Source organism: Cryobacterium sp. N22 (genome assembly GCF_002929555.1).
In the GTDB taxonomy this organism is placed as follows: domain Bacteria; phylum Actinomycetota; class Actinomycetes; order Actinomycetales; family Microbacteriaceae; genus Cryobacterium.
In genome coordinates, this window is record NZ_PJJP01000024.1 from 1 (window position 1) to 23167 (window position 23167).

Genomic DNA, 23167 nt, shown 5'->3' on the forward strand with positions numbered 1-23167 from the left:
GGCCGGCGCAGCAGTGGCGGCGGCTTCGGCGGCGGCGGACGCCCCGGCAGCTTCGGCGGCAGCGGCACCCGTGGCCGGCGCGGCGGCGGCGGCCGCTTCTAGGCCGCACGCGCGCCTCTCCGCGAGATGACAGTTGACGTCCATTGCGAGCGCCTCAGGGGGCCCGAAGTGTCATCTCGCTGCCCCGTTGCGGGCTAGCGACCGAGGGCGAACAGCGCCGGGGCCGGGATGTCGACCGTGAGGTCGGCGAGGATGCGACCGACGGTGGGGGTGAACTTGAAGCCGTGGCCGGAGAAGCCGGCGCCCACGATGACGGGGCCGCGCCGGTCGAGCACGAAGTTCGAATCCGGCGTGGTCGTGTAGGTGCAGCTGATCTCGGCGAAGCTGTCGGGGTCGGCGCCGGGCAGCCATTCGCGGGCGTACCGGCGCAGGGCCAGCAGCTGCTCCGGCTCGGCGGCGAAGTTACGGTGGTCGGGGTCGACGACAGGGCCGACGCCGTGCCAGCCGGCCTTGATGCCCTCGCCGGGAGTGTGCATGCCGTAGACCGGCGACCGCCAGTACTCGTAGCCGGGGGTGCCGGGCCGGTAGCCGTGGTTGAAGCCCGGCCAGGCGAAGCTGGTGTCGAGCACGGCGAAGTGCGCCGGCTGCTCCTGGGTGACCACCAGGCGCGGCAACGGCAGCAGCCCGGCGAGCAGGGTGTCGGTCCAGGCGCCGAGGGTGACAATGACCCGTTTGGCCTCGAACTGCTCGGAGTCGGTGGCCACGAGCACCCTGTCGTCGCCGAGAACGGTGAGGCGGGTGGCGGGCATTCCGTGCTCGATGCGCGCCCCGTGGGCGGCCGCCGCGGCCTGCAGCGCGTCGACCGACGCATCCGCGTTCAGCCGGCCGGCCTCCGGCGTGTAGAGCACCTCGGTGTCGAAACGGATGCCCGGCCAGCGTTCCCGCGCGGCGTCGACGGCCAGCATCTCGGGATCGAACCCCACGGCCGACAGGGCCGCCTGCACCGCGGCGAAAGGCTGGCCCTGACCGTGGTTGACCAGGCCCACCTGCTCGAGCAGCCGGGTGTCGGTGTCGTCCTCGAGCTCGCGCCACAGCCGCAGCGCCTCCACGAGCATGGCCACATAGGTGGGGTCGGAGTAGCTGAGGTTGAAGTTGCGGGAGGCGCCGTGCGAGGCGCCGGTGGTGTGCCCCCGGTCGAAGCGTTCCAACAGGGTCACCTCGCGGCCGCGGCGGGCCAGCTCCCAGGCGGCCGCGGAGCCCATGGCCCCGCCGCCGAGCACCAGGGTGTCGACCCGGGTGGTCATCCGAGAACCTCGCGCACTGTGAAGTCGAGGGCGGCGACGGTGAGGGCGATCGAGGCCACGTCGATGCGTTCGTCGTTGCCGTGGAACAGCATCCGGAAGGTGCCGTAGTCCCAGCGCGGGCTGAGCAGGCCGAAGCCGTAGGCGGGGACACCGCGGCGCCGGTAGAAGCGGGCGTCAGAGCCGCCGACGCTGAGCACCGGCAGCAGGTCGGCGTTCGGGTAGGCGCGGGCGACCGCGGAGCTGAGCGCGGCGAACAGCGGGGTGTCAACGGGCGAGCGGGTGGCGGCCTCGAACCTGTCGCCGACGATCTCGATGTCGACCATCAGCTCGCCGAGGGCATGGCGCAGGTAGGCGTCCACCTGGCCGGCGTCGGTGCCGGGCAGCACCCGGATATCGAGGTCGACCGTGGCCAGCGACGGGATGACGTTTTCCTTAGTGCCGGCGCGCAGGATGTTGGGCGAGATGGTGGTGTGGCTGGAGGCGTGCGCGAAGCCGGCCAGGGTGCCCAGCTCGTGCACGGCGTCGTCGATGCGGGCCGGGTCGGTGAGCCGCTCGGCCAGCTCGGCGGGCAGCCCCAGCACCTCGACATAGTGCCGCCAGTCCGCGGTGATCTGAACGGGCGCCTCGAACCGGGCCAACCGGGTCACGGCCTCGGCGGCGATCACGGCGGCGTTGCGGGCGCCCCAGGGCGCGGAGCCGTGGCCGGGGGTGCCGTGCACCACCAGGCGGCGGCCGGCGATGCCCTTCTCCCCCACCGTGGTAGTGATCGACGGCCGCACACCCACGGGCGCGCCGCCGGATTCGGTGAGCACACAGGAGGCGTCGATGAGGTCGAGCCGGTGCTCGGTCAGCCAGCCCACCCCGTGCCGGCTGCCGCTCTCCTCGTCGGCGACGGCCGCGAAGATCAGGTCCCCGCGCGGCCGGAACGGCCCCATGGCGAGGTCACGGATCACGACGGCGTAGCTGGCGGTGAGGTAGAGCATGTCGAGGGCGCCGCGGCCCCAGATTTCGCCGTCGATGAGCTCCGCGGCGAACGGGTCGCGGCTCCAGCCGTCCCGGTCCACCGGCACGACGTCGGTGTGACCGACCAGCGCGAGCGACGGGGCGGTCGTGTCGGTGCCCCGGAGGCGGGCGATCAGCGACGCCCGGCCGGGGTGCGGTTCCACCACCTCGAGCTCGAGTCCGGAGCCGGCGAAGAAACCCTCCAGGGTGCGCACGCTGCGGATCTCGCCGCCGGAGTCGGCGGTGCCGTCGTTCACGCAGGCGTTGCGGATGAGATCGCGCAGCAGGTCGACGGTCTGGCGGGTCAGCACATCCGGGTCGGTCATCAGCGCACCGCCCCCGCCAGGCTCTCGGCGAACTCGTCCAGCAGCGCGCGGCCGGCCGGCCAGGCGCCGAGGTTGCTGGCGCTGTTGATGTGCCCGACACTGCCCACCTCGACGAAGCCGGCGCCCCACGCGGCCGCCAGGGTACGCGCGGTGCCGAGGGCGCAATACGGGTCGTTGGCGCTGGCGATCACCAGAGCGGGGACGCCGAGCAGGACCGGTTCGGCTAAACGGAAGCTCGGGGCCGCCTGCGGGAACTGGGGTCCGAACCGATCCGGCGGGGCCACCAGCAGGGCGCCGCGCACCCGGCCGGGGTTCCGCGCCAGCCAGGCCGCGGCGGCCAGGCAACCCAGGCTGTGCGCCACGAGAATCGTGTCCGGTGTGCCGACGGCGGCGTCCACGGCGGCGATCCAGTTCTCCAGGTCCGGTTCGTCCCACGAGGCCGGGCGGATGCGCACGGCATCCGTCTGGGTGGCCTGCCAGCGGGACTGCCAGTGCTTCGCATTGGAGTCGTTGATGCCCGGCACGATCGTCAGGCTCAGAGGGGTCGGCATGCAACACACACTATCCACTGATCATTGTTCTCCGCCGGACGGCTGGTCACACAGGCACATCTGGAGGGGAACGCGGTAGCTTCTAAGCGTTGACACCCTTCGAAAGGACACTCACATGACCAAGCAGTCGATCTTCGGCCGCATCGCCCAGCTCACCCGGGCGAACATCAACGCACTGCTGGACTCCGCGGAAGACCCCCAGAAGATGCTCGACCAGATGGTGCGGGACTTCACCAACAGCATCGCCGACGCCGAGAGCGCGATCGCAGAGACCATCGGCAACCTGCGCATGCTCGAAGACGACCACCGCGAAGACGTTCAGGCCGCCGGCGAGTGGGGCCGCAAAGCCCTCGCCGCCAGCCGCAAGGCCGACGAACTGCGCACCGCGGGCAACGCGGTCGACGCCGACAAGTTCGACAACCTGGCCAAGGTGGCCCTCGGCCGCCAGCTGCAGTCCGAGAAGGAGGCGAAGGACGCCGAACCGCAGATTGCCAGCCAGACCGCCGTCGTGGAGCAGCTCAAGACCGGCCTGAACACCATGAAGACCAAGCTGGGCCAGCTCACCGCCAAGCGCAGCGAACTCATTGCCCGGTCCAAGACGGCGGCCGCCCAGTCGCAGGTGATGGATGCCGTGAAGAGCATCGACATGATGGACCCCACCAGCGAGGTCAGCCGGTTCGAGGAGAAGATCCGCCGCGAAGAGGCCAAGGTACGTGGCGCCAGCGAGCTCGCCGCATCCAGCCTCGACGCCCAGTTCGAGAGCCTCGACGACCTCGGTGAGCTCACCGAGGTGGATGCCCGCCTCGCCGCGCTCAAGTCCGGCTCGCCCTCCTCGATCGAGCAGTAGCGCACCGCGTCACACAGCGTGAATCCGGAACGGCCACGGGAATACCCCGGGGCCGTTCTGTATTGTCACCCCCATGACTACTCTCGGAATCATCGGTGCCGGTCATATCGGCAGCCAGCTCGCCCGCCTCGGTGTGGCCAACGGATACGACGTCGTGGTGAGCAACTCCCGCGGCCCGGCCACCCTCGACGGCCTGGTGGCCGAACTGGGCCCGCGGGCCCGCGCCGCCCTGCCCGCGGAGGCCGCCGCGGCCGGGGACCTGGTGATCGTCACGATTCCGTTGCACCAGATCGACACGTTGCCGCTGCCCGAACTGGCCGGCAAGACCGTGATCGACACCAACAACTACTATCCCCAGCGCGACGGCAACATCGTGGCCCTCGACGAGGAGACCTCCACGACCGCCGAACTGTTGCAGGACCTGCTGCCGGACGCCCGGGTCGTGAAGGCGTTCAACCACATCTATGCCGCAGACCTCACCACCGACGGCCAGCCGGCCGGCTCGGCCGATCGCCGCGCTCTCGTCATCGCCGGCAACGACCCCGAGGCCCGCGCGGCCGTCACGGCGCTGCTGGACGACTTCGGCTTCGACACCGTCGACCTCGGCCCGCTGAACGAGGGCTGGCGGATCCAGCGCGACACCCCGGGCTACGGCCCGCGAATGGACGAATTCGAGTTGCGCGAGGCGGTGAGTACGGCCATCCGCTACCGGGACATGCCGCAGGCGGTCTAGGCGCGCGCCCCCGAACTGGCAGATGCGCCGGGCCCGGGCCGAGGGGCATACTGGGGTGGTGTCCCCCAACTACGTGGTCGTGCCGCAGTGGCAAGGTTCGGTTTCTCCGCGCGCGATGCGCCTGGTCGACGGGGCCGAGGCGATCCAGGGCGACCTGCCCTCCTCGGTCACCTATCCCGTGGACGTGCCCGCCGAAGCGGGCGACGCTCTGGACACCGGCATCCACCGGTTCTCGTCGCTGCTGACGGTGCGTGACCGCCAGCTGGCCGTGCTGCGGGCCAGCTCGGAGTCGGTGCTCACCATCGGCGGCGACTGCGGGGTGTCCTTCGGCGCCGTCGAGCACGCCTCCCGCCGGCACCCCGGTGACGTCGCGCTGGTCTGGTTCGACGCCCACCCCGATCTGCACACCAGCGAGTCGTCGCAGTCCGGCGGCTTCGGCGGCATGGTGCTGCGCGCCATCCTCGGCGACGGTGTCGACGGCCTCGCCCTCGACGCCGAGACCCGGCTCACACCAGACCGGGTGGTGCTGGCCGGCGTGCGCGACATCGACCCGGCCGAGGACGTCTACATCACCGAGCAGGGCATCCCCCTGGTGCCGGTGGAGGATTTCGGCACCCCGGCGGCCGTCGTGGCCGCGGTCAAGCGCACGGGCGCCGCGCACGTGTACCTGCACATCGACCTCGACGTGCTCGATCCGGCCACGATCGTGGGCCTGTCGAACATCTACCCGTTCGGCCTGGCCGTGGACGGCCTCACCGCCGCGATCACGGCCCTCCGCGCCGAATTCGCGCTGGCCGGCGCCACCATCGCCGGCTTCGCGCCCTCCTCCCCCGAGGCCGCCAACGACGACCTGCCCAGCATCCTGCGCATCATCAGCGCCCTCACCCGCTAACGACCCCCTCGCGAACTGTGAGCTAAGCCCCCAAAACTCGAGGTTTTCGGTGCTTTTCTCACGGTTCGCGGGCTTGCCTGATCGAAGGAGATCAACCATGACCACGGATGACTTGAGAGTCGTGACCGAGCGGCGGGGGCACCTGCTGCTCATCGGGCTGGACCGCGCCTCGAAGCGCAACGCGGCGGACTTCGCGATGCTGCAGCAGCTCGCGCTGGCCTACGGGGAGCTGGAGCGGGACCCCGAGCTGCGCGTGGGTGTGGTGCACGCTCTCGGCGAGCATTTCACCGCCGGGCTGGACCTGGCCGACGTGGGCCCCAGGCTCGGGCCGGACGGCTTGGACATCGTGCCGGAGGGCGGCATCAACCCGTGGCAGGTCGAGGGCACCGCGCTGAGCAAACCCGTCGTGATCGCCGTGCAGGGCACCTGCCTCACGCTGGGCATCGAGCTGATGCTGGCCAGCGACATCGTCGTCGCCGCGGAGTCCACCCGGTTCGGCCAGATCGAGGTGAGCCGCGGCATCCTGCCGTTCGGCGGCGCCACGATCCGGTTTCCCCGCGCCGCCGGCTGGGGCAACGCCATGCGCTGGCTGCTCACCGGTGACATGTTCGACGCCAGGGAGGCGCACCGGATGGGCCTGGTGCAGGAGATCGTGCCGAACGGTCGCGAGCTGCACAGGGCCATCGAACTCGCCGAGCGCATCGCCGCCCAGGCGCCGCTGGCCGTGCAGGCCACCCTCGCCAGCGCCCGCACGGCGCTCCGCGACGGGCCCGCGGCGGCCGAGGCCGAGCTGCAGCCCGCCCTGGCCCGGCTGGCCGCCTCCACGGATGCCCGCATCGGCATGGAGGCGTTCCTCTCCCGCCAGCCCGCCGCGTTCCAGGGTCGCTGAGATAGCTGCCGACGCCGAGAGGGCAGTTGGGGCCTGGCACGAGCGCCCCAAGCGGCCTGAACTGTCTTCTCGCGGGAGTGGCTTCGGGCGAGAGGGCAGTTGAGGCCCGTTATGGATGCTCCAGGGGGCCTCAGGTGTCATCTCGCGGCCCGCCTCGGCGGTGCGGCAGGCCTCCAGTCTCCTCAACTCTGGATTCCTCCCGGGAACGGTCGGTAGGCTGCGACGATGACCGACTCTGCAGCGACGTCCTCCACCCAGACCTCGACATCCGCCGCCAAACCCACCGGCAACAATGCCCGCCGCAGCTACGACGTCATCGTGATCGGCGCCGGCGCCGTGGGCGAGAACGTGGCCGACCGCACCGTGCAGGGGGGCCTCCGCACACTCATCGTTGAGGCCGAACTCGTCGGCGGCGAGTGCTCCTACTGGGCCTGCATGCCCTCCAAGGTGCTGCTGCGCAGCGGCGCCGCCCTCGCCGCGGCCCGCCGCGTGGCCGGCGCGGCCGAAGCGGTCACCGGGCAGCTCGATGTGGCGGCCGTGCTGGGGCGCCGCACCACCTTCACCCACGACTGGAACGACGACAGCCAGGCCGACTGGCTGGCCTCCGCGGGCATCGACCTGCTGCGCGGCCACGCCAGGCTCAGCGGCGTGCGCGAGGTCACCGTGCAGACGCCGGATGGCCCGGTGGTCGTCACTGCCGCGCACGCCGTGGTGCTCAGCACCGGCTCCAGCGCCCTGCTGCCCGACATCGACGGCCTGGCCGACGTGCACCCGTGGACCAGCCGGGACGCCACCTCGGCGACCGGGATTCCCGACCACCTCGCCATCATCGGCGGCGGGGTCGTCGCCGTGGAGATGGCCGCCGCCTACCGGTCGCTGGGCGCCGAGGTGACCCTGCTCGTGCGCAGCTCCCTGCTGCGCGACCAGGAGCCGTTCGCCGGCGAGCTGGTGGCCGCCGCCCTCTCCGACGCGGGCGTTGAGGTGCTCACCGGCGCCAGCCCCACCGCCGCCCGCCGCATCGACTCCGGCCAGGTGGCCCTGGTGCTCGCGGACGGCCGCACGGTCACGGCCGACGAGGTGCTCGTGGCCACCGGCCGGGTGCCGCGCAGCCTGGACCTCGGCCTGGAGACTGTGGGCCTCACCCCCGGCGACTGGGTCGACGTGGACGACACCCTGCTGGTCACGGGCGACTCCGCCGCGCTGGCCGGGGACTGGCTCTACGCCACCGGCGACGTCAACCACCGGGCCCTGCTCACCCACCAGGGCAAGTACCAGGCGCGGGCCGCCGGCGACGTCATCGCCGCCCGCGCGACAGGCGGGATCGTCGACGACGCCCCGTGGGGCACCCACGTGGCCACGGCCGATCATGCCGCGGTGCCGCAGGTCACCTTCACCGACCCCGAGGTGGCCTCGGTCGGGCTGACCGCCGCGGCGGCCGAGCTCGCCGGCTACCGCATCCGGGTGCTCGACTACGACCTCGCCGGGGTGGCCGGTGCGAGCGTGCTGGCGGACGACTACACCGGGCGGGCCCGCGCCATCGTCGACCTCGACACCGAGGTGCTCCTGGGTGTCACCTTCGTGGGCGCCGGCGTCGGCGAGCTGCTGCACGCGGCCACCATCGCCGTGGTCGGCGAGGTGCCGATCAGCCGGCTCTGGCACGCGGTGCCCAGTTACCCGACCCTCAGCGAGGTCTGGCTGCGGCTGCTCGAGACCTACGGCCGACCGCCGGCCACCACCGACCGGAGCCTGTGATGCGGCGGATCCTGTTCGATTCTCCGCTGAGCCGGGCCGGCTACCTGTACGCCACCGCCGTGGGCCTGGTCTGGGGCGCGATCTGGAGCACCGGCCGCGTCGAACGCCGGAACGGCTTGTTCGTGTTTCGCGGTCTGCCCGCCTGGTCGTTCGGCCGCGGCGGATCCTGCGTGGGCGCCGTCTACCTGACCAACCAGAACGTGACGGCGGATGTGCTCGAGCACGAGGCCGTGCACAAGGTGCAGTGGCAGCGCTACGGCATGCTCTTCCCGCTGCTGTACCTGCTCGCCGGGCGGGACCCGCTGAAGAACCGGTTCGAGATCGAGGCGGGGCTGGAGAAGGGCGGCTACCTGCGCCCGAAGCGTGCGGCTACGCGTGCTCAGCGCGACCGTCGCGCCAGTACCCCATGAACGCCACCTGGCGGCGGTTGATGCCGACCTCGGAGACGAGGAAGCGGCGCAGGCGCTTGATCACGCCGGCTTCACCGGCCAGCCAAGCGTAGAGCTCCCCGTCGAGAGCCGAACCGTCCGACACCTCCCAGAGGATCGACTCGTCGATGTCGATGTCGGGCAGGTCGGTACCGCTGTGGTGCGCGGTGATGAACCGGGCCGTCCAGCCCCGAACGGCGGATTCGAGCGCCGAGCCGTGGCCGGCGCCGTTGCGGGGCAGCCAGGTGACGGTGACGCCATCCGGCGCGTTCGTCTCGTGGGCGTCGCCGGCTTCGGGCACCTCGATGTAGGCGCAGCCCCGTGCCGTGCGGGGCAGGGCGGAGAGGATGGCGCAGATCGCCGGGGCGGCGGTCTCGTCGCCCGCGAGCAGCACAGTGTTGGCGTTGCCGGGGGCCCATTCGATGCCGACAGTGGGATTGTCCCCGGCTGCGACCGGTCCGACGATGGCGACCTCGTCACCGACGTTGGCGGCGCGCACCCAGCGCGAGGCGGGGCCGGCGTCACCGTGGGTGACGAAGTCGATGTCGACCTCGCGGTGCTCGGGGCGGGCGTGCCGCACCGTGTAGGTGCGGATGGGATTGCGGCGTTCGTCCGGCAGGTCGCGCCAGGTGTCGTACCAGGAGTCGTTCCGCGGGAACGCAGAGACGCCGACCCCGGGCAGCGGCAGGACGATCTTGATGCGCTGGTCGAGGCCGGCGGTGCCGAATTCATGCAGGTCGGGGCCCGTGAAGGTGACCCGGGTGAAATTGGTCGACAGGCGTTGCACGCGGGCCACCGAGACGGAGAACGGGCGGTAGCTGGGGCGCGGCGCCCGCACGCGTGCGGGTGCCTGCTCGGAAGCGACTGTCGACGTAAGCATGCCCTTAGTATGGCATGCCTAACCTAACGTGCACCCGCCGGGTTTTTCCCTGGCGGGTGCACGAGGCCGAGTGTTACGCGGCGGTGACCCATTCGCTGTGGATGTAGCTGCCGGTGCCGCGTCGTGTGACCGGGGTCACATAGCCGGTGGGGATCGCGGCGGGACGTCCGCTGCTGACGTAGCCGGCCGGTTCGCCGGTGCGATCGGTGCGGGGGCCGGCGATGCTGATGTAGGAATTCATGATGCTCCTGTCGGGTGGTGCTGGTCGACGCAGAGCTTCATTGGACGCGTGCTGGTGGTGGTGTGTGAAAAAAGACCGCGCGGCCGGCCGAAGCCGGCCGCGCGAGTGATGCGGGTGTTACTCCCCGACGCCGACGAACTCGGCGGCAACGTTGGCGGAGCCATCCGCTCGGTCGCCGGCCAGGTTCAGTCGCAGGCTCGCGCCGAGGGTGGAGTCCACGTTCGTCCAGTACTGGATGGCGCGTTCCCGGATCTCGGGGTGGGTGACGCCACCGACAGCGCCGGTGATCGTCTCGAGGAACCGGGCCTTGGCCGCGTCGTCGTAGACCTCGCGGTACAGGGTGCCGGCCTGGCCGAAGTCGTCGTCCTCGGCGCGGAGGGTGGCGGCGCTGCGCACCAACGCACCGTCGAACTCCCAGCTGCCGTCGCCGGCGAGGGCCTCATCGGCGACGGGGCCGCCGAACGAGTTCGGCGCGTAGACCGGCACGCTGGCGTCGTTGAAGGAGTAGCGGGCGGCGCCATCCTGCGAGTAGTTGTTCACCGGCGAGATGGGCGCGTTCACCGGCAGCTGGTTGTAGTTGGTGCCCACGCGGTACCGCTGCGCGTCCGGGTAGGAGAAGATGCGGGCCATCAGCATTTTGTCGGGGCTGGCCGCGATGCCGGGCACGAAGTTGGCCGGCGAGAACGCGGCCTGTTCGATCTCGGCGAAGAAGTTGCCCGGGTTGCGGTTGAGCGTGTGCGTGCCCACCTTGATCAGCGGGAAGTCCGCGTGCGGCCAGACCTTGGTGAGGTCGAACGGGTTGAACCGGTAGGTCTTGCCCTCTTCGTAGGGCATGACCTGCACGTGCACGTCCCAGGACGGGAAGTCGCCGGCGTCGATGGCCTCGTAGAGGTCGCGGCGGTAGTAGTCGGCGTCGGCGCCGGCGATGAGCTCGGCCTCCGCTCCTTCCATTTCGATGTTGCCCTGGTTGGAGGTGAAGTGGTACTTCACCCAGAAGCGTTCACCGGCGGCGTTGATCCACTGGTAGGTGTGCGAGCCGAAGCCGGGCATGGTGCGCCAGGAGCGCGGCAGGCCGCGGTCGCCCATCAGGTAGGTGACCTGGTGTGCGGACTCGGGCGAGAGGGTCCAGAAGTCCCACTGCATGTTGGCGTCGCGGAGGCCCGAGCCGGGCAGGCGCTTCTGCGAGTGGATGAAGTCGGGGAACTTGATGCCGTCGCGGATGAAGAACACCGGGGTGTTGTTCCCGACGATGTCGTAGTTGCCCTCCTGGGTGTAGAACTTCACCGAGAAGCCGCGCACGTCGCGCCAGGTGTCGGGGCTGCCCATCTCACCGGCGACGCTGGAGAAGCGCTGCAGGGTGTCGGTGCGGGCGCCGGGCTGGAACAGGCTCGCGCGGGTGTACGCGGAGACGTCGCCGGTGACCTCGAAGACACCGTGTGCTCCGCCGCCCTTGGCGTGCACGATGCGCTCCGGGATGCGCTCGCGGTTGAACTGGGCGAGCTTCTCCACCAGGTAGCGGTCGTGCAGGGCGGTGACGCCGTCGGCGCCGGCGGTGAGGGAGTGCTCGTCGCTGGGAACCGGGGTTCCGGTCTGGGTGGTGGTGGGGGGCAGTGTTGTCATGGTGCTCCTTCGTGTCATGTGCAGGTCGTTCGCGTCGTGAGAAGTCAGTGTTCGAAGTCAGTGGATGCCGGTCGTGCCGGCCTGGCAGTCCGGGCAGAGGCCCCAGAAGGTGACCTCGGCGGTCTGCACGATGAAGCCGGCGGTGTCCGACGGGGTCAGGCAGGGGGCTTCGCCGGTCACGCACTCCACGTCGCGCACGCTGTGGCAGTTGGTGCAGACGATGTGGTGGTGGTTGTCGCCCACCCGGCGCTCGAACAGCGCGGCGGAGCCGGCCGGTTCGATGCGGCGCACCAGGCCGGCCGTGTTGAAGGCGCCGAGCACACCGTAGACCGCCTGCAGCGAGGTGCCGGGCAGCTGCCTGCTGACGGTCTCGAAGAGCTGGTCGGCGGTGGCGTGCGGAGACTCGGCGAGCCCGCTCAGCACGGCGAGCCGGGGTACGGTGACCTTGAGCCCCGCGGCGCGGATCTCGGCGGCATGGTCAGCGGCGTGGTCGAGGGCGGCGTGCGCCGCCTGGTCGTCCATTCCGTGTGTCTGCATTCCTCAACGGTAGCAGTTGTTTTGAATTACTCAAAACAAATGCGGCATCCGGTCCTGCCAGCGGAGCGTGCGTTCCAGCTGCGCCCCAAGGGCCAGCAGGGTGGCTTCGCCGCCCGGCCGGCCGATCAGCTGCACACCCATCGGCAGGCCCTCGGCGGTGACCGAGACGGGCAGCGTGATCGCCGGCAGCCCGCAGACGTTGACCATCGAGGTGAACGGCGTGTACTGCACCTGCTGGGCGAAGTTGCGTTCGCCGTCGGCGGCGTCGTACCAGCCCACCGGCCGTGGCGTCAGCGCCAGCGCGGGCGTGAGCACGGCGTCGAAGCGGGCCAACTGGCCGATGAACGACCGCTCGTACGCGGCCAGCGCGCTCAGCGCCTCGGCCACCGCCCGCCCGGTCAGCTCGCGGCCGCGGTGCAGCAGCCACCGGGTGAGGGGTTCGAGCAGGGCCTCCTGCTCCGGAGTCTCGGCGGGGATCCGGGCCGCGCTGAGCTGCCACAGCGCCCGGAACGCCGGCGCGTAGCTCGGGTCTGCCACCAGGGCGGTCTGTTCGATGCCGTGCCCCATCGCGGCGAAGCCGTCCACGGCCTCGGTGAGTGCGGCGAGCGCCTCGGGGGCCAGGTTGATCTCGTAGGCGTCGTCCCAGGCCGAGGTGGTCATCACGCCCAGCTGGTAGCGGCCTTCACCGCGGATGGCGGCGCCGAGCAGCTGCTCGTCTCCCCCTGGCGCGCGCACCGCGAACGGATGCTCGGGCCGGCCGCCGGCCGGCGCGATCATGGCGTCCAGCAGCAGGGCCGCATCCGCAACGGTGCGGGCCAACGGGCCGGCCACCGGCAGGCCGCCGGGCACGTCGAGGCCGCTCNCGCATCCGCAACGGTGCGGGCCAACGGGCCGGCCACCGGCAGGCCGCCGGGCACGTCGAGGCCGCTCGCCGCGGGGATCCGGCCGCGGGACGGCTTGACGCCGACCAGCCCGCAGGCGGCGGCGGGGATCCGCACGGACCCGCCGCCGTCACTGCCGGGCGCGAAGGGCAGCATCCGGGCGGCCACCGCCACGGCCGCGCCGCCGCTGGAACCGCCGGCGCCCAACTCGGGGTTCCAGGGGTTGCGGGCCGGCGGGGCGGCCAGGCTCTCGGTGTACGAGGGCAGGCCGAACTCGGGCGTGTTGGTCTTGCCCAGGCTGATACCGCCGGCGGTGTCGAGGGCCTGCACGAGCAGGTCGCTGGTCTCCGGCACGTTGTCCCGCATCAGCCGGGAGCCCAACCGCGCCGGCACGCCGGCGCGCAGCTGCAGGTCCTTGTCACCGAAGGGCAGACCCCACAGCGGTGCGGTGCGGGGCACCTCGGTCTCCACGTACCGGGCCCGGGCCAGGGCGGCGTCCGCGGTCACGGTGACGAACGCGCCGAGCCCGGGGTTGAGCCGGTCGATGCGGGCCAGGTAGTGCTCGGTGAGGTCGGTGGGGCTGATGTCGCCCCGCTGCAGCGACCGCCACTGCTCGAGGGCGGTCAGTTCGAAGAGGTCGGCCATCCCCCGAGCCTAGTTCTGGCTACAGTGTCGCCATGACCCCGTGGCTGGTGCGGCATCCCCTCACCGCCGGCTGGCTCTGGGTGCTCTTCTGGTTCGCCGTGATCCTGGTGCAGGAACTGGCCGGGGCGCCCACCGGGGCCAGGTACCCGGCCATTCTGCTCGCCGCCCTGCCCACCCTCACCGCCACCCTGTTCGTGTTGGCCGCCACGCCGCGCAGTCACCTGCAGCCGGTGCGGGAAAGCGTGCTGGCGCATTTCTTCGTACGGTTCCTGGCGCTGATCGCGGCCTTCATCGTGTGGGGCGCGACGCTGGCGATCAGCGCCTCGATCGAGGCCGGGATCCAGGAGGCCGGCGACCACGACGAGGCAACCGTCACGGGGTTGGGCTTCACGATTCTCCTCGCGCTGGTGCCGGTGGTGATCGGCGTGCTCTGGCTGGCCCTGATTGTGCGCTGCGCGTGGTTCCTGCGCCGGTTGCGCGGCTGGCGGCAGCTGCCTGCCCGAACACCGGACCAGCGGGCCGTGCCGGCTGAATTCCTGCGCGACCGGCCGGAGCTCCGCGCCGTGGCGATCGGGCTCGCGCATCCCGGGCTGCTGTTGGTGGGCGGGGCCGGGTCGACGCTGCTGGTGCTCAGCCTCGGCAGGGTCGACCTGTCGCTGGTGATGTGATCGCTGGCGGTGAAAACCCCGGCGCGGGTAGCCTCGAAGAATGACCCGCACCCGAGCTGCCGCGCTGTACAACCCGATGGGCACGACCGCCCTGGTCACCGGTGCCTCGAGCGGCCTCGGTGTGGGCTTCGCACACGAACTCGCCCGCCGCGGAGCCGACCTGGTGCTCACGGCCCGGCGGCTCGACAGGCTCGAGGCCCTCGCGGTTGACCTGGCCGAGAAGTACGGCACCGTGTCGACGGTGATCCCGCTCGACCTCGCCGAGCCCGGCGCCGTTCCCGAGCTGGTGCGGAACCTGGCCGAGCGCGACATCCGGGTGGCCACCCTGGTCAACAACGCCGGCTTCGGCCTTTTCGGCGCCCTGGTGGATGCGCCGGCCGACCGGGTGCACGACCAGGTCGCCGTGAACGTGGCGGCGCTGACCGATCTCACCCACGCCCTGCTGCCCGGACTGCAGGCCGCGGCCCTCGCCCATCCGCACGGGGCGGCCCTGGTGAACCTGGCCAGCACAGCGGCGTTCCAGCCGGTGCCGCGGCTGGCCGTCTACGCGGCCGCCAAAGCCTATGTGCTCAGCCTCACCGAGGCGCTCTGGTACGAGACCCGGGCCACCGGCCTCAAGGTCACCGCGGTGTGCCCCGGCCCCGCCGAGACCGAGTTCTACGCCGTCGCCCGGCGGTCACCGGACGGTCCGCGACGCCTGATGAGCGTCGACGAGGTGATGCACACGGCCTTCGCCGCGCTCGACGCGACCACAACGCCCCCGCACACCGTCGTCGGCACGCAGAACCGGGTCGTCGCCTGGCTGGCGGGCACGGCGCCCCGGCGCGCCGTGGTGACGGTGACCGGGCGGTTGTCGCGCCGCTGAGTTGCTGAACTGCTGAGTTGCTGAACGGCTGGGCTGTTACTTCAGGCTCTTCTGCAGCAACACGGTGCCCAGCCAGCGCTCGAACTTGAAGCCGACCTTGCCCATCCGGCCGATCTCCTCGAAACCGAAGTCCTGGTGCAGCTTGATCGAGGCGTCGGCACCCTGATCGGCGATGACGGCGATGATCTCCTTGAGGCCGGCGGCCCTGGACCGCTCGATGAGTTCGGCCAGCAGCACCCGGCCCAGGCCCTTGCCGGTGGACGCGGCGCCCAGGTAGATCGAGTTCTCGACGGTGAACCGGTAGGCCTTCTTCTGCTTCCACGGGCTCACCAGCGCGTAGCCGAGCAGTTGGCCGGCCGGGGACTCGGCGACGATGAACGGCATGCCGAGCTTGGCGAGGTAGTGGAACTTGTCGCGCCACTCGACGAGCGTCATCGCATCCTCGTCGAAGGTGACGGTGCTGTTCGCGACGTAGTAGTTGTAGATCTCCTGGATGTCGGGCAGGTCGGTCTCCACGGCGTCGCGCAGCGCGTACTCGAACGGCGCCTCGGGCGCCGGTGCCGGCGACAGGTGACGCGGCAGCCGTCGGCGCGGCTGGTATTCCTCTTCTAACACCGGACGGGTCCTCTCCACATGGTCTTCAGATTACCGTCAGCGACCAGTCAATGGGTGCCGCACCCTGCGCGCCCAGCAGCGTGTTCGCCCGGCTGAACGGGCGCGATCCGGTGAATCCGCGCCGGGCCGACAGCGGGCTCGGATGCGCCGAAACTATCGTGGGGGTGTCCCCCAGCAGCGGGACGAGGCTCTCGGCGTCCTTGCCCCAGAGGATCGCAACCAGCGGCGTGCCCCGGGCGGCCAGCGCCCGGATGGCCTGCTCGGTCACGGCCTCCCAGCCGTGCCGCCGGTGCGAGCCCGCGGCGCCGGCCCGTACCGTGAGCACCCGGTTGAGCAGCAGCACGCCGTGCCGGGTCCAGGGGGTGAGGTCGCCGGTGGCCGGGGTCGGCAGCCGTAAGTCGTCGCGCAGCTCGGTGAAGATGTTGCCGAGGCTGCGCGGCACCGGGCGCACCTCCGGGCCGGCGGAGAAGGCCAGGCCAACCGGATGCCCGGGGGTCGGGTACGGGTCCTGGCCCACGATGAGCACCCGCACGTCGTCGAACGGCTGCCGGAAGGCGCGCAAGATTTGCTCCGGCGCGGGCAGCACCTGCTCGCCGGCCGCGGCCTCCGCCCGCGCGAAGGCCAGCGGGGCCGCGAACGGGGCGAGGGTGCTGACGTCGACTGTGGCCCCGTCAGCGCCGGGGAGGCCGAACGCTCGCGCCCAGCCGGCTTCGATCGGCGCCGCGATCGGCGCGGGTCCGGCCATCCGCTCAGGCGCCGAAGGTGCTGACCAGCACCCCGCCCTCGGATTCGCTGACGGTCCAGACGCTGCCGGCGCCGGCCACGCCGAGGGTGCCCTGGCCCACGATCAGCACGGTGCCCTCGTCCACGGCGAGGCCGCCGCGGATGAGTCCGGCTTCGGTGGCGGCGACCATGCGGCTCAGGGTGCCCCACTGGGCGACGTGTACGTCCACGGTCACGTCGAGCAGGCCGATGCCGTTCTCGATGGTGATCTCGTCGAGCTCCTCCGAGGCCTCCTGCGGGCTCACTGGCACGCCGCCGATGCGCCAGCCGCCGAGCAGCGCCCGTTCGGCCGCGATCATCGCGCCGGCCGAGTAGCCCAGGTACGGGATGCCGGCGGCCACCTGGCGGCGGATCTCGCCGGCGATGGGCGCCACGGCCGTGAGGTAGGCGGGGGTGAGGCCGCCGCCGATGACGATGCCGTCGGCATCCGCTACCGCGAGCAGGGTCGCGAGGCCGTCGAGGGCCAGCGACGTGATGACGGGTTCCAGCGGGCCGGCGGCTTCGAGCGCGGCGACGAGCTTGGCGGCGTGGTCGTCGCCGTCCCCGTCCCGCACCACGATGATCGCGATGCGGGGTTCGGTGCGGCCGGCGGCGCCGGCGCGCAGGGCGGCCTCGGCCAGGAACGGCCCGAAGACCGCGGAGTCGTTCTCGGTGTCGTTTTCGGGGGCCCAACCGCCGCCGACGAGGTGGATGCTCATGCGTCGACCGCCTGGGTCAGCGGGGTGGCCGTGACGGGCGGCAGCGCCGACCAGGGGAAGACGATCCAGCCGTCGGTCTCCCGCCAGGTGAAGTCGGGCACGTGCACGGTGCGCGGCTTGGTGTACAGGGTGGCGGAGCGCACCTCACCGGCCGATTCCTTGAGGATGCCGACAACGAGGGCGAGGGTGTGGCCGGAGTCCGAGACGTCGTCGACCAGCAGCACCCGCAGGCCGGCGAGGGCCGGGGCGTCGAGCATCGGGCCGGACAGCACGGGCTCGGGCAGGCGCTCGTCGATGCCGGTGTAGAACTCCACGTTGATGGAGCCGCAGTTCTTGGTGCCGAGGGCGTAGGAGATGGCTCCGGCGAGCAGCAGTCCGCCGCGGGCGATGGCGATCACGACATCGGGCTGGAAGCCGCTGGCCAGAACCGTCGAGGCCAGCGACCTGGAGGCGTCGGCGAAGTCGGTCCACTCCAGCACCTCGCGCGGCGGGTCGATGGTGGCGGGGGGCGCGGTTTGCTGCTGGTCGGGTTGCATTTGTCAATGGTAGAACCTCGGGCGCCCGCAGCGCGCGGACGAAGGACCCGGTGTTGTGACCGGAGCGGATACGGAAGACTGGCTACATGATCACACTGCACCAGGATGCCCACGGTTTCGTCCGCATGAACCGGCACTTTCCCAGCAAGACCGCCATCGCGATTCGCTTCACCGACGGCACGACCGGCGAGTACACCGGCGCCCGGCTGAACGACCTGTACGACGCGGCCCTGGCCACCTTCCGTGCCGAGAACCGCCTGGACGCCAAGGGCTTCTCCCGCGCGCCGGCGAAGACCGTGCACCCCACCAACAACGTGGAATTCGTGCCCGTCGAGTCCGGGATGGCCCCCTAGCCCTCCCGCTGTCGTGAGCCGCCTGCCGTACAGCGCCGACGTCGAGATCGTGTTGCTCCTGGCCTCCCCGGTGCACCGGTACGAGGGGCGTCCGGCCGACGGTCCCCGGCCAGTGGTCGGCACGGAGAGCCACCCCAGCATTCGGCTGCGGGCGGGCCTGGGCATCGTGGGCGACCGTCACTTCGCCAAACCCGCGCACGTTCACGCGTCGGTCACCGTGATGAACGCCGACGTTCTCGACAGGGTCGCGGCTGAGCTCGGGCTGCCGGGCACCCTGGACCCGTCCGCCACCCGGCGCAACATCCTGCTGCGCGGGGTGGACATCGACTCCATGCGCGGCGCCGCATTCTCGCTGGACAGCGGCGACGGCCCCGTGGAATTCCTGGCGAACCGGCCCGCCAACCCGTGCGCCTGGATGGACGTGGTGCTGGCTCCGGGCGCCCACCGGGCCCTGCGGGGTCGCGGAGGCATGCGCTGCGAACCGCTGACCGACGGGTTGCTGCGGCTCGGGCCCGCCCGGCTGCTCAGCAGCATCCCGGTCGTGGTTACGGGTGCCGAACCGCCCGGCCGGCCAGCACGGCCCGGTAGCCCTCCCGGTAGCTCGGGTAGCTGAAGGTGAACCCGGTCTCGAGGATGCGCTGGTTGCTCAGACGTTTGTCGCCGCCGCGTCGGCCGCCGGTCTCGACGATCTCAGGGTCGGGCAGGCCGAGCTCGCCGGCGAGGAAGTCCAGCACCTCGGTGGCGGGCACCGGCGTCGAGTCGACGCCGAGGTAGAGCGGGTCGGGCGCCGTGGCCCGAAGCACCAGGTGCACGATCATGGCCGCGGCGTCGTCGCGGTGGATCCGGTTGCTCAGGCGGCCCCGCGCGGCAACGGTCGCCCGCCCCTCGCGCACCTGCCTGATCAGGCGGTCCCGGCCGGGGCCGTAGATACCGCCCAGGCGCAGCACGACGGCGGACGGAATCCGGCTCTGCAGCAGCTGCTCCGCCTCGAGCAGGATCGAGTCGGTGCCCGGTCCCGGGGACGCGGGGGTGGTCTCGTCCACGGTGCTGCCGTCGTTCACGTCATAGACCGCGGTGGAGGAGACCATCAGGAACCGGCGCGGGGTGACCCTGGCGGCGTCGAGCGCGTCGAGCAGGTTGGCCAGGCCGGTCACATAGGCGGCCCGGTAGACGTCGGGGTCGGGGTTGCCCGCGGCGATGGCCACGATGACGATCTCGGTGTCCGGCGGCACCTCGGGCTGCTGCCGGCTCAGGTCGACGGACTGCCCGTTCAGGGCGGCCGGGAGCACCCCGGCCTGGCGGCGGAGGCCCACCACGTGCTGGCCGAGCGCCGCCAGGCGCAGGCCCACCTCGGTGCCGAGGTCGCCGCATCCGGCTATCAGTACAGTCATGCCTCCCAGTATGGAGCGCCCCGGCCGTGTCAGAGCACGTCGCCGGCGGCCGCCGGCGGAACGTGGCGCTCCGGCGTGCCGTTGTAGAACGACAGCGGCCGGATCAGCGCGTTCGCGGCCAGTTGCTCCATGATGTGCGCGGTCCAGCCGGTCACCCGGGCCGCGACGAAGATCGGCGTGAAGGTGCCGGTGTCGAAACCCATCAGGTGGTACGCCGGGCCGGCCGGGTAATCCAGGTTGGGCAGGATGCCGGTGCGCGTGTTCATGCCGGCCGCGAGCGATTCGTAGAGGTCGAGCAGGTCGGGCCGGTCGAAGTGGTCGATCAGGGTGAGCAACGCCGCGTGCATGGTGGGCACCCTGGAGTCGCCGTGTTTGTACACCCGGTGGCCGAAGCCCATCACCTTGCGCTTGTGCGCGAGGGTGTCGTCGAGCCAGAGTTCGGCGCGCTCGGCCGACCCGTCGCCCAGGCCGATCTCACTGAAGATATGCATCACGGCCTCGTTCGCGCCGCCGTGCAGCGGGCCCTTGAGCGCCCCGATCGCCCCGGTCACGGCCGAGTAGAGGTCGGAGAGGGTGGAGGTGATCACCCGGGCCGTGAATGTGGACGCGTTGAAGGAGTGTTCGGCGTACATGATCATCGACACGTCGAAGGCCTCGACGACCTCGACCTCCTGCACCTCGCCGAAGGTCATGTAGAGGAAGTTCGCCGAGTAGCCGAGGTCGTCGCGCGGTTCGACGAGCTCGAGGCCGTGCCGGCGGCGCTGGTCGTACGACACGATCGCGGGCAGCTGCGCGAACAGGCGCAGCGACTTGGCCAGGTTGGCCTCCACCGACGAGTCCGGGGTGCTCAGGTCGTTGGCGCCGATCACGCTCACGGCGGTGCGCACCACGTCCATCGGATCGGCGGAGGTGGGGATCTCGTCGATCACCCGGCGCACCGAGTGGTCCAGGCGCCGGAACGACCGCTCGGCGACCTCGAATGCGGCCAGCTGCACGTCGTCGGGCAGCTCGCCGTTCCAGAGCAGGTAGGCGACCTCTTCGAAGCTCTTCTGCGCGGCCAGTTCCTGCACCGGGTAGCCGCGGTAGAGCAGCGAGTTGGAGTCGGGGTTGACCCTGGACACCGCCGTCGTATCGGCCACGACCCCGGCCAGGCCGCGGTGGATCTCCGGCGCGACCGGCGGCTGCACCGGGGGCGTGTGGATGGGCTGGTTGATGGTCATTTCGCTCCTTTGCGTCCTGATGTACTTAGCCGTGCTGGTACCGCTGTTGTGGTGCTGGGCTAGCCGTCGTGACCGCTCAGAGTGAAATTGAAAATCCCCGAATCGAAGCGATTGTAAGCCTCGTAGTCCAGCAACCGGTAGAGCTCGGCGCGGGTTTGCATCGCCGGCAGCCGGCTTGTCAGCGAGCCCTCGGCGAGGATGGTGTCCAGGCCCTGCTCGGCCGCGCCCATCGCCAGCCGCAAGAGCGACACCGGGAAGATGACCAGGTTGATGCCCACGTCGGCCAGCTGGTCGACCCGGAAGAGTTCACTCTTGCCGAACTCCGTCATGTTGGCCAGGATCGGCACGTCGACCGCAGCCCGGATCGCCTCGAATTCGGCCAGGGTGCCCATGGCCTCGGGGAAGATCGCGTCGGCGCCGGCATCCACCAGCGCCTTGGCCCGGTCGATCGCGGCGGCCAGCCCGTCGCCGGCGCGGATGTCGGTGCGCGCCATCACGAGCAGGTTCGGATCCCGCCGGGCGTCGACCGCCGCGCGGATGCGTTTGAGCGCGGTGTCGGTGTCGACGACCTGTTTGCCGTCGAGGTGCCCGCACCGCTTGGGGTTGACCTGATCCTCGATGTGCAGGCCGGCCACGCCGGCGTCCTCGAGGGTCTGCACGGTGCGGGCCACGTTCATCGGCTCGCCGAAGCCGGTGTCGGCGTCGACGAGGGTGGGCAGGTCGGTCATCCGGGAGATCTGCTGGCTGCGGCCGGCGACCTCGGTGAGGGTGGTCAGGCCGATGTCGGGCAGGCCGAGGTCGGCGGCGAGCACGGCGCCGGAGATGTAGACCCCCTCGAACCCCTTGGCCTGGATCAGCTTGGCGCTCAGTGGGTTGAACGCGCCGGGGAACCGCAGCAGGCCGCCGCCGGCCAGGTCGGTGCGGAGTTGCGCGCGCTTGGCGGCGGGGGTGAGTCCGGAGTAGAGCATCAGAAGATTCCGTTCAGGCTGGGCAGCGGGTCAAAGAAGCCGGGTCGGGCCACCAGGGTGAGGCTGCCGAGTTCCGCGGCAGTCAGCTCGGGCAGTCGCTGGGCGAGGTCCAGGAACCGCTCGATCTCGGCCGGGTCCAGGGCGTCCGCGGCGAGCAGCCGGAACTTGGCCACGTAGTCGGCCCGCACGAACGGGCGGGCGCCGAGCGGATGCGCATCCGCGACGGCCAGCTCGTCGACCAGTCGGCTTCCGTCGGCCAGGAGGATCTCCACCCGACCGCCGAACGCCTTCTCGGCGGGGTCGCTGGAGTGGTACCGGCGGGTCCACTCGGCGTCCTCGCTCGTGCTGACGGTGTTCCACAGGGCCACGGTGTCGGCCCGGCCGGCCCGCTCCGGCAGGTAGGAGTCCTCGTGGTGCCAGGAGCCGTCCTGCAGCGCGACGGTGAAGATGTACGGCACCGAGTGGTCCAGGGTCTCCCGGCTGGCCCGCGGGTCGTACTTCTGCGGGTCGTTGGCACCGGAGCCGATCACGTTGTGGGTGTGGTGCGAGGTGTGGATGACGACGCTCGCGATGGCACCCGGCTGCAGGATCTCGGGGTGCTCACGGTGCAGTTTCCGGGCCAGGTCGATGAGAGCCTGGGCCTGGTACTCCGCGGAGTGCTCCTTGGTGAAGCTGTCCAGGATCGCGCGTTTGGGTTCGCCCGCGGCCGGCAGCGACACGTCGTAGGCGGCATCCGGGCCGTCGAGCAGCCAGGCGATCACGCCGTCTTCGCCCTCGTAGATCGGGGTGGGGCTGGTCTGGCCGCGCATGGCCCGGTCGACGGCCTCGACGGCCATCTTGCCGGCGAACGCGGGCGCGTAGGCCTTCCAGGAGGAGATTTCGCCCTTGCGGGACTGCCGGGTGGCCGTGGTCGTGTGCAGCGCCTGGCCGACGGCCTGGAAGATCGTGTCGGCGTCCAGGCCCAGCAGGGTACCGATGCCGGCCGCGGCCGACGGGCCCAGGTGGGCGACGTGGTCGATCTTGTGCTTGTGCAGGCTGATCGAGCGGGCCAGGTCGATCTGCACCTCGTAGCCCGTCGCGATGCCGCGCACCAGGTCCCGGCCGGTGAGGCCCCGGGCCGCGGCGAGGTGCTGGGCGACGGCGACGAGCGGCGGGATGTTGTCGCCGGGGTGTGAGTACTCGGCGGCGAGGAAGGTGTCGTGGTAGTCCAGTTCCCGCACGGCCACGCCGTTGGCCCAGGCCGCCCACTCGGGTGAGACCCGCGTCTGTGCGTCGTGGCCGAAGACCGTGGCGCCGGCGCCGTTCGCGGACCGCGGATGGGCCAGCGCTTGCTGCCGGGCGGCTACCACGGCGTCGCGGGTGAGCGAGGCGGCGGCGACGGCGGCATTGTCGATCACCCGGTTGATGATCATCTCGGTGACGTCCTCGTCGACCGGGACCGGGTCTGCCGCGCAGGCGGCGATCTTCCAGGCCAGCTGCTCGGTGCGGGCGGGGCTGGTCTCGCTGGGGTGCACGCGCACGTGGGTTGTCTGCACGAAGGTA

Annotated in this window: 27 protein-coding genes; 10 read left to right on the top strand and 17 right to left on the bottom strand. The window is 71.3% G+C overall.

All coding sequences use genetic code 11. The features are described 5' to 3' along the window. Positions 1-194: 194 nt before the first annotated feature. From CXY76_RS03415 to CXY76_RS03425, 3 genes are read right to left on the bottom strand one after another with little or no spacing between them, the layout of a single operon-like run. Positions 195-1304: an FAD-dependent oxidoreductase gene (locus tag CXY76_RS03415; RefSeq protein WP_104162862.1), complete on the bottom strand. Its 1110-nt coding sequence runs from the start codon at positions 1302-1304 to the stop codon at positions 195-197. Next, on the bottom strand, positions 1301-2632 hold the full coding sequence (locus tag CXY76_RS03420; RefSeq protein ID WP_104162863.1) for a M20/M25/M40 family metallo-hydrolase: 1332 nt from the start codon (positions 2630-2632) through the stop codon (positions 1301-1303). The genes CXY76_RS03415 and CXY76_RS03420 overlap by 4 nt, the downstream gene beginning before the upstream one ends. Next, positions 2632-3183 carry an alpha/beta hydrolase gene (locus CXY76_RS03425; RefSeq protein ID WP_104162864.1) on the bottom strand — a complete coding sequence of 184 codons (552 nt, stop codon included), beginning with the start codon at positions 3181-3183 and terminating at the stop codon, positions 2632-2634. The genes CXY76_RS03420 and CXY76_RS03425 overlap by 1 nt, the downstream gene beginning before the upstream one ends. Positions 3184-3298: 115 nt before the next feature. On the opposite strand from CXY76_RS03425, the gene CXY76_RS03430 reads away from it, so the two are divergent. From CXY76_RS03430 to CXY76_RS03455, 6 genes are all read left to right on the top strand, one after another. Continuing rightward, positions 3299-4030 carry a PspA/IM30 family protein gene (locus tag CXY76_RS03430; RefSeq protein ID WP_104162865.1) on the top strand — a complete coding sequence of 244 codons (732 nt, stop codon included), beginning with the start codon at positions 3299-3301 and terminating at the stop codon, positions 4028-4030. 73 nt (positions 4031-4103) lie between these two features. Beyond that, positions 4104-4763, top strand: a complete 660-nt coding sequence (locus CXY76_RS03435) for an NADPH-dependent F420 reductase (protein WP_104162866.1) — start codon at positions 4104-4106, stop codon at positions 4761-4763. A 58-nt stretch (positions 4764-4821) separates the two neighbouring features. After that, complete coding sequence (locus CXY76_RS03440) at positions 4822-5655, top strand: arginase family protein (protein WP_104162928.1); 834 nt, start codon at positions 4822-4824, stop codon at positions 5653-5655. 97 nt (positions 5656-5752) lie between these two features. After that, positions 5753-6544, top strand: coding sequence for a crotonase/enoyl-CoA hydratase family protein (locus tag CXY76_RS03445; RefSeq protein ID WP_104162867.1), 792 nt, complete (start codon positions 5753-5755; stop codon positions 6542-6544). 225 nt (positions 6545-6769) lie between these two features. Beyond that, positions 6770-8296, top strand: coding sequence for an NAD(P)/FAD-dependent oxidoreductase (locus tag CXY76_RS03450; RefSeq protein WP_104162868.1), 1527 nt, complete (start codon positions 6770-6772; stop codon positions 8294-8296). Further along, positions 8296-8706 (top strand): Fe-S oxidoreductase, encoded by a 411-nt coding sequence (locus CXY76_RS03455; RefSeq protein ID WP_104162869.1) that lies wholly within the window; start codon positions 8296-8298, stop codon positions 8704-8706. The genes CXY76_RS03450 and CXY76_RS03455 overlap by 1 nt, the downstream gene beginning before the upstream one ends. On the opposite strand, the gene CXY76_RS03460 is transcribed toward CXY76_RS03455, so the two are convergent. The 6 genes from CXY76_RS03460 to CXY76_RS19810 form a co-directional block, all read right to left on the bottom strand. Beyond that, entirely contained in the window at positions 8666-9604 is a 939-nt protein-coding gene (locus tag CXY76_RS03460; RefSeq protein ID WP_104162870.1) for a siderophore-interacting protein, read from the bottom strand. The two genes, CXY76_RS03455 and CXY76_RS03460, sit on opposite strands and share 41 nt — an antisense overlap. A gap of 73 nt (positions 9605-9677) precedes the next feature. Next, a complete protein-coding gene (locus CXY76_RS19350; RefSeq protein WP_158253831.1) occupies positions 9678-9845 on the bottom strand; it encodes a hypothetical protein in 168 nt (55 codons plus the stop codon). Positions 9846-9962: 117 nt separating this feature from the next. Next, the gene (locus tag CXY76_RS03465; RefSeq protein WP_104162871.1) at positions 9963-11465 is read right to left on the bottom strand and encodes a catalase; all 1503 of its coding nucleotides are present in this window, start codon (positions 11463-11465) and stop codon (positions 9963-9965) included. Between the two features lie 57 nt (positions 11466-11522). Beyond that, positions 11523-11987 carry a Fur family transcriptional regulator gene (locus CXY76_RS03470; RefSeq protein ID WP_104162872.1) on the bottom strand — a complete coding sequence of 155 codons (465 nt, stop codon included), beginning with the start codon at positions 11985-11987 and terminating at the stop codon, positions 11523-11525. A gap of 45 nt (positions 11988-12032) precedes the next feature. After that, on the bottom strand, positions 12033-12851 hold the full coding sequence (locus CXY76_RS19805; protein ID WP_199190187.1) for an amidase family protein: 819 nt from the start codon (positions 12849-12851) through the stop codon (positions 12033-12035). Beyond that, positions 12776-13528: an amidase gene (locus tag CXY76_RS19810; protein WP_199190188.1), complete on the bottom strand. Its 753-nt coding sequence runs from the start codon at positions 13526-13528 to the stop codon at positions 12776-12778. The genes CXY76_RS19805 and CXY76_RS19810 overlap by 76 nt, the downstream gene beginning before the upstream one ends. Before the next feature lie 32 nt (positions 13529-13560). Between CXY76_RS19810 and CXY76_RS03480 the strand changes: the two genes are divergently transcribed. Continuing rightward, positions 13561-14196 carry a hypothetical protein gene (locus tag CXY76_RS03480; RefSeq protein ID WP_104162873.1) on the top strand — a complete coding sequence of 212 codons (636 nt, stop codon included), beginning with the start codon at positions 13561-13563 and terminating at the stop codon, positions 14194-14196. Positions 14197-14236: 40 nt separating this feature from the next. Then, on the top strand, positions 14237-15061 hold the full coding sequence (locus CXY76_RS03485) for an SDR family oxidoreductase (RefSeq protein ID WP_233199539.1): 825 nt from the start codon (positions 14237-14239) through the stop codon (positions 15059-15061). A 36-nt stretch (positions 15062-15097) separates the two neighbouring features. Here CXY76_RS03485 and CXY76_RS03490 read toward each other — a convergent pair whose 3' ends face one another. From CXY76_RS03490 to CXY76_RS03505, 4 genes are read right to left on the bottom strand one after another with little or no spacing between them, the layout of a single operon-like run. Continuing rightward, on the bottom strand, positions 15098-15676 hold the full coding sequence (locus tag CXY76_RS03490; protein WP_104162874.1) for a GNAT family N-acetyltransferase: 579 nt from the start codon (positions 15674-15676) through the stop codon (positions 15098-15100). Positions 15677-15701: 25 nt separating this feature from the next. Then, entirely contained in the window at positions 15702-16421 is a 720-nt protein-coding gene (locus tag CXY76_RS03495; protein WP_104162875.1) for a uracil-DNA glycosylase, read from the bottom strand. Between the two features lie 4 nt (positions 16422-16425). Beyond that, positions 16426-17157, bottom strand: coding sequence for a Type 1 glutamine amidotransferase-like domain-containing protein (locus tag CXY76_RS03500; protein WP_104162876.1), 732 nt, complete (start codon positions 17155-17157; stop codon positions 16426-16428). Continuing rightward, entirely contained in the window at positions 17154-17693 is a 540-nt protein-coding gene (locus CXY76_RS03505) for a phosphoribosyltransferase (protein ID WP_104162877.1), read from the bottom strand. The genes CXY76_RS03500 and CXY76_RS03505 overlap by 4 nt, the downstream gene beginning before the upstream one ends. Positions 17694-17779: 86 nt before the next feature. Here CXY76_RS03505 and CXY76_RS03510 point away from each other — a divergent pair, with 86 nt between their 5' ends. After that, complete coding sequence (locus CXY76_RS03510) at positions 17780-18046, top strand: hypothetical protein (protein ID WP_104162878.1); 267 nt, start codon at positions 17780-17782, stop codon at positions 18044-18046. A 13-nt stretch (positions 18047-18059) separates the two neighbouring features. Next, entirely contained in the window at positions 18060-18659 is a 600-nt protein-coding gene (locus tag CXY76_RS03515) for an MOSC domain-containing protein (protein WP_199190189.1), read from the top strand. Here the strand turns inward: CXY76_RS03515 and CXY76_RS03520 are convergent. From CXY76_RS03520 to CXY76_RS03535, 4 genes are read right to left on the bottom strand one after another with little or no spacing between them, the layout of a single operon-like run. Then, positions 18592-19437: an NAD-dependent epimerase/dehydratase family protein gene (locus CXY76_RS03520; RefSeq protein ID WP_104162879.1), complete on the bottom strand. Its 846-nt coding sequence runs from the start codon at positions 19435-19437 to the stop codon at positions 18592-18594. The two genes, CXY76_RS03515 and CXY76_RS03520, sit on opposite strands and share 68 nt — an antisense overlap. 29 nt (positions 19438-19466) lie before the next feature. Continuing rightward, positions 19467-20657, bottom strand: coding sequence for a bifunctional 2-methylcitrate synthase/citrate synthase (locus tag CXY76_RS03525; protein WP_104162880.1), 1191 nt, complete (start codon positions 20655-20657; stop codon positions 19467-19469). Between the two features lie 59 nt (positions 20658-20716). Continuing rightward, positions 20717-21625, bottom strand: a complete 909-nt coding sequence (prpB, locus tag CXY76_RS03530) for a methylisocitrate lyase (RefSeq protein ID WP_104162881.1) — start codon at positions 21623-21625, stop codon at positions 20717-20719. Continuing rightward, positions 21625-23160 (bottom strand): MmgE/PrpD family protein, encoded by a 1536-nt coding sequence (locus tag CXY76_RS03535; RefSeq protein WP_104162882.1) that lies wholly within the window; start codon positions 23158-23160, stop codon positions 21625-21627. The genes prpB and CXY76_RS03535 overlap by 1 nt, the downstream gene beginning before the upstream one ends. Positions 23161-23167 lie beyond the last annotated feature (7 nt).

Excerpts from the sequence above, each read along its gene's own strand:
- CXY76_RS03415 (WP_104162862.1), bottom strand. The coding sequence starts at position 1,304 with ATGACCACCCGGGTCGACACCCTGGTGCTCGGCGGCGGGGCCATGGGC.
- CXY76_RS03420 (WP_104162863.1), bottom strand. The coding sequence starts at position 2,632 with ATGACCGACCCGGATGTGCTGACCCGCCAGACCGTCGACCTGCTGCGC.
- CXY76_RS03425 (WP_104162864.1), bottom strand. The coding sequence starts at position 3,183 with ATGCCGACCCCTCTGAGCCTGACGATCGTGCCGGGCATCAACGACTCC.
- CXY76_RS03430 (WP_104162865.1), top strand. The coding sequence starts at position 3,299 with ATGACCAAGCAGTCGATCTTCGGCCGCATCGCCCAGCTCACCCGGGCG.
- CXY76_RS03435 (WP_104162866.1), top strand. The coding sequence starts at position 4,104 with ATGACTACTCTCGGAATCATCGGTGCCGGTCATATCGGCAGCCAGCTC.
- CXY76_RS03445 (WP_104162867.1), top strand. The coding sequence starts at position 5,753 with ATGACCACGGATGACTTGAGAGTCGTGACCGAGCGGCGGGGGCACCTG.
- CXY76_RS03450 (WP_104162868.1), top strand. The coding sequence starts at position 6,770 with ATGACCGACTCTGCAGCGACGTCCTCCACCCAGACCTCGACATCCGCC.
- CXY76_RS03455 (WP_104162869.1), top strand. The coding sequence starts at position 8,296 with ATGCGGCGGATCCTGTTCGATTCTCCGCTGAGCCGGGCCGGCTACCTG.
- CXY76_RS03460 (WP_104162870.1), bottom strand. The coding sequence starts at position 9,604 with ATGCTTACGTCGACAGTCGCTTCCGAGCAGGCACCCGCACGCGTGCGG.
- CXY76_RS19350 (WP_158253831.1), bottom strand. The coding sequence starts at position 9,845 with ATGAATTCCTACATCAGCATCGCCGGCCCCCGCACCGATCGCACCGGC.
- CXY76_RS03465 (WP_104162871.1), bottom strand. The coding sequence starts at position 11,465 with ATGACAACACTGCCCCCCACCACCACCCAGACCGGAACCCCGGTTCCC.
- CXY76_RS03470 (WP_104162872.1), bottom strand. The coding sequence starts at position 11,987 with ATGGACGACCAGGCGGCGCACGCCGCCCTCGACCACGCCGCTGACCAT.
- CXY76_RS03480 (WP_104162873.1), top strand. The coding sequence starts at position 13,561 with ATGACCCCGTGGCTGGTGCGGCATCCCCTCACCGCCGGCTGGCTCTGG.
- CXY76_RS03485 (WP_233199539.1), top strand. The coding sequence starts at position 14,237 with ATGACCCGCACCCGAGCTGCCGCGCTGTACAACCCGATGGGCACGACC.
- CXY76_RS03495 (WP_104162875.1), bottom strand. The coding sequence starts at position 16,421 with ATGGCCGGACCCGCGCCGATCGCGGCGCCGATCGAAGCCGGCTGGGCG.
- CXY76_RS03500 (WP_104162876.1), bottom strand. The coding sequence starts at position 17,157 with ATGAGCATCCACCTCGTCGGCGGCGGTTGGGCCCCCGAAAACGACACC.
- CXY76_RS03505 (WP_104162877.1), bottom strand. The coding sequence starts at position 17,693 with ATGCAACCCGACCAGCAGCAAACCGCGCCCCCCGCCACCATCGACCCG.
- CXY76_RS03510 (WP_104162878.1), top strand. The coding sequence starts at position 17,780 with ATGATCACACTGCACCAGGATGCCCACGGTTTCGTCCGCATGAACCGG.
- CXY76_RS03520 (WP_104162879.1), bottom strand. The coding sequence starts at position 19,437 with ATGACTGTACTGATAGCCGGATGCGGCGACCTCGGCACCGAGGTGGGC.
- CXY76_RS03525 (WP_104162880.1), bottom strand. The coding sequence starts at position 20,657 with ATGACCATCAACCAGCCCATCCACACGCCCCCGGTGCAGCCGCCGGTC.
- prpB (WP_104162881.1), bottom strand. The coding sequence starts at position 21,625 with ATGCTCTACTCCGGACTCACCCCCGCCGCCAAGCGCGCGCAACTCCGC.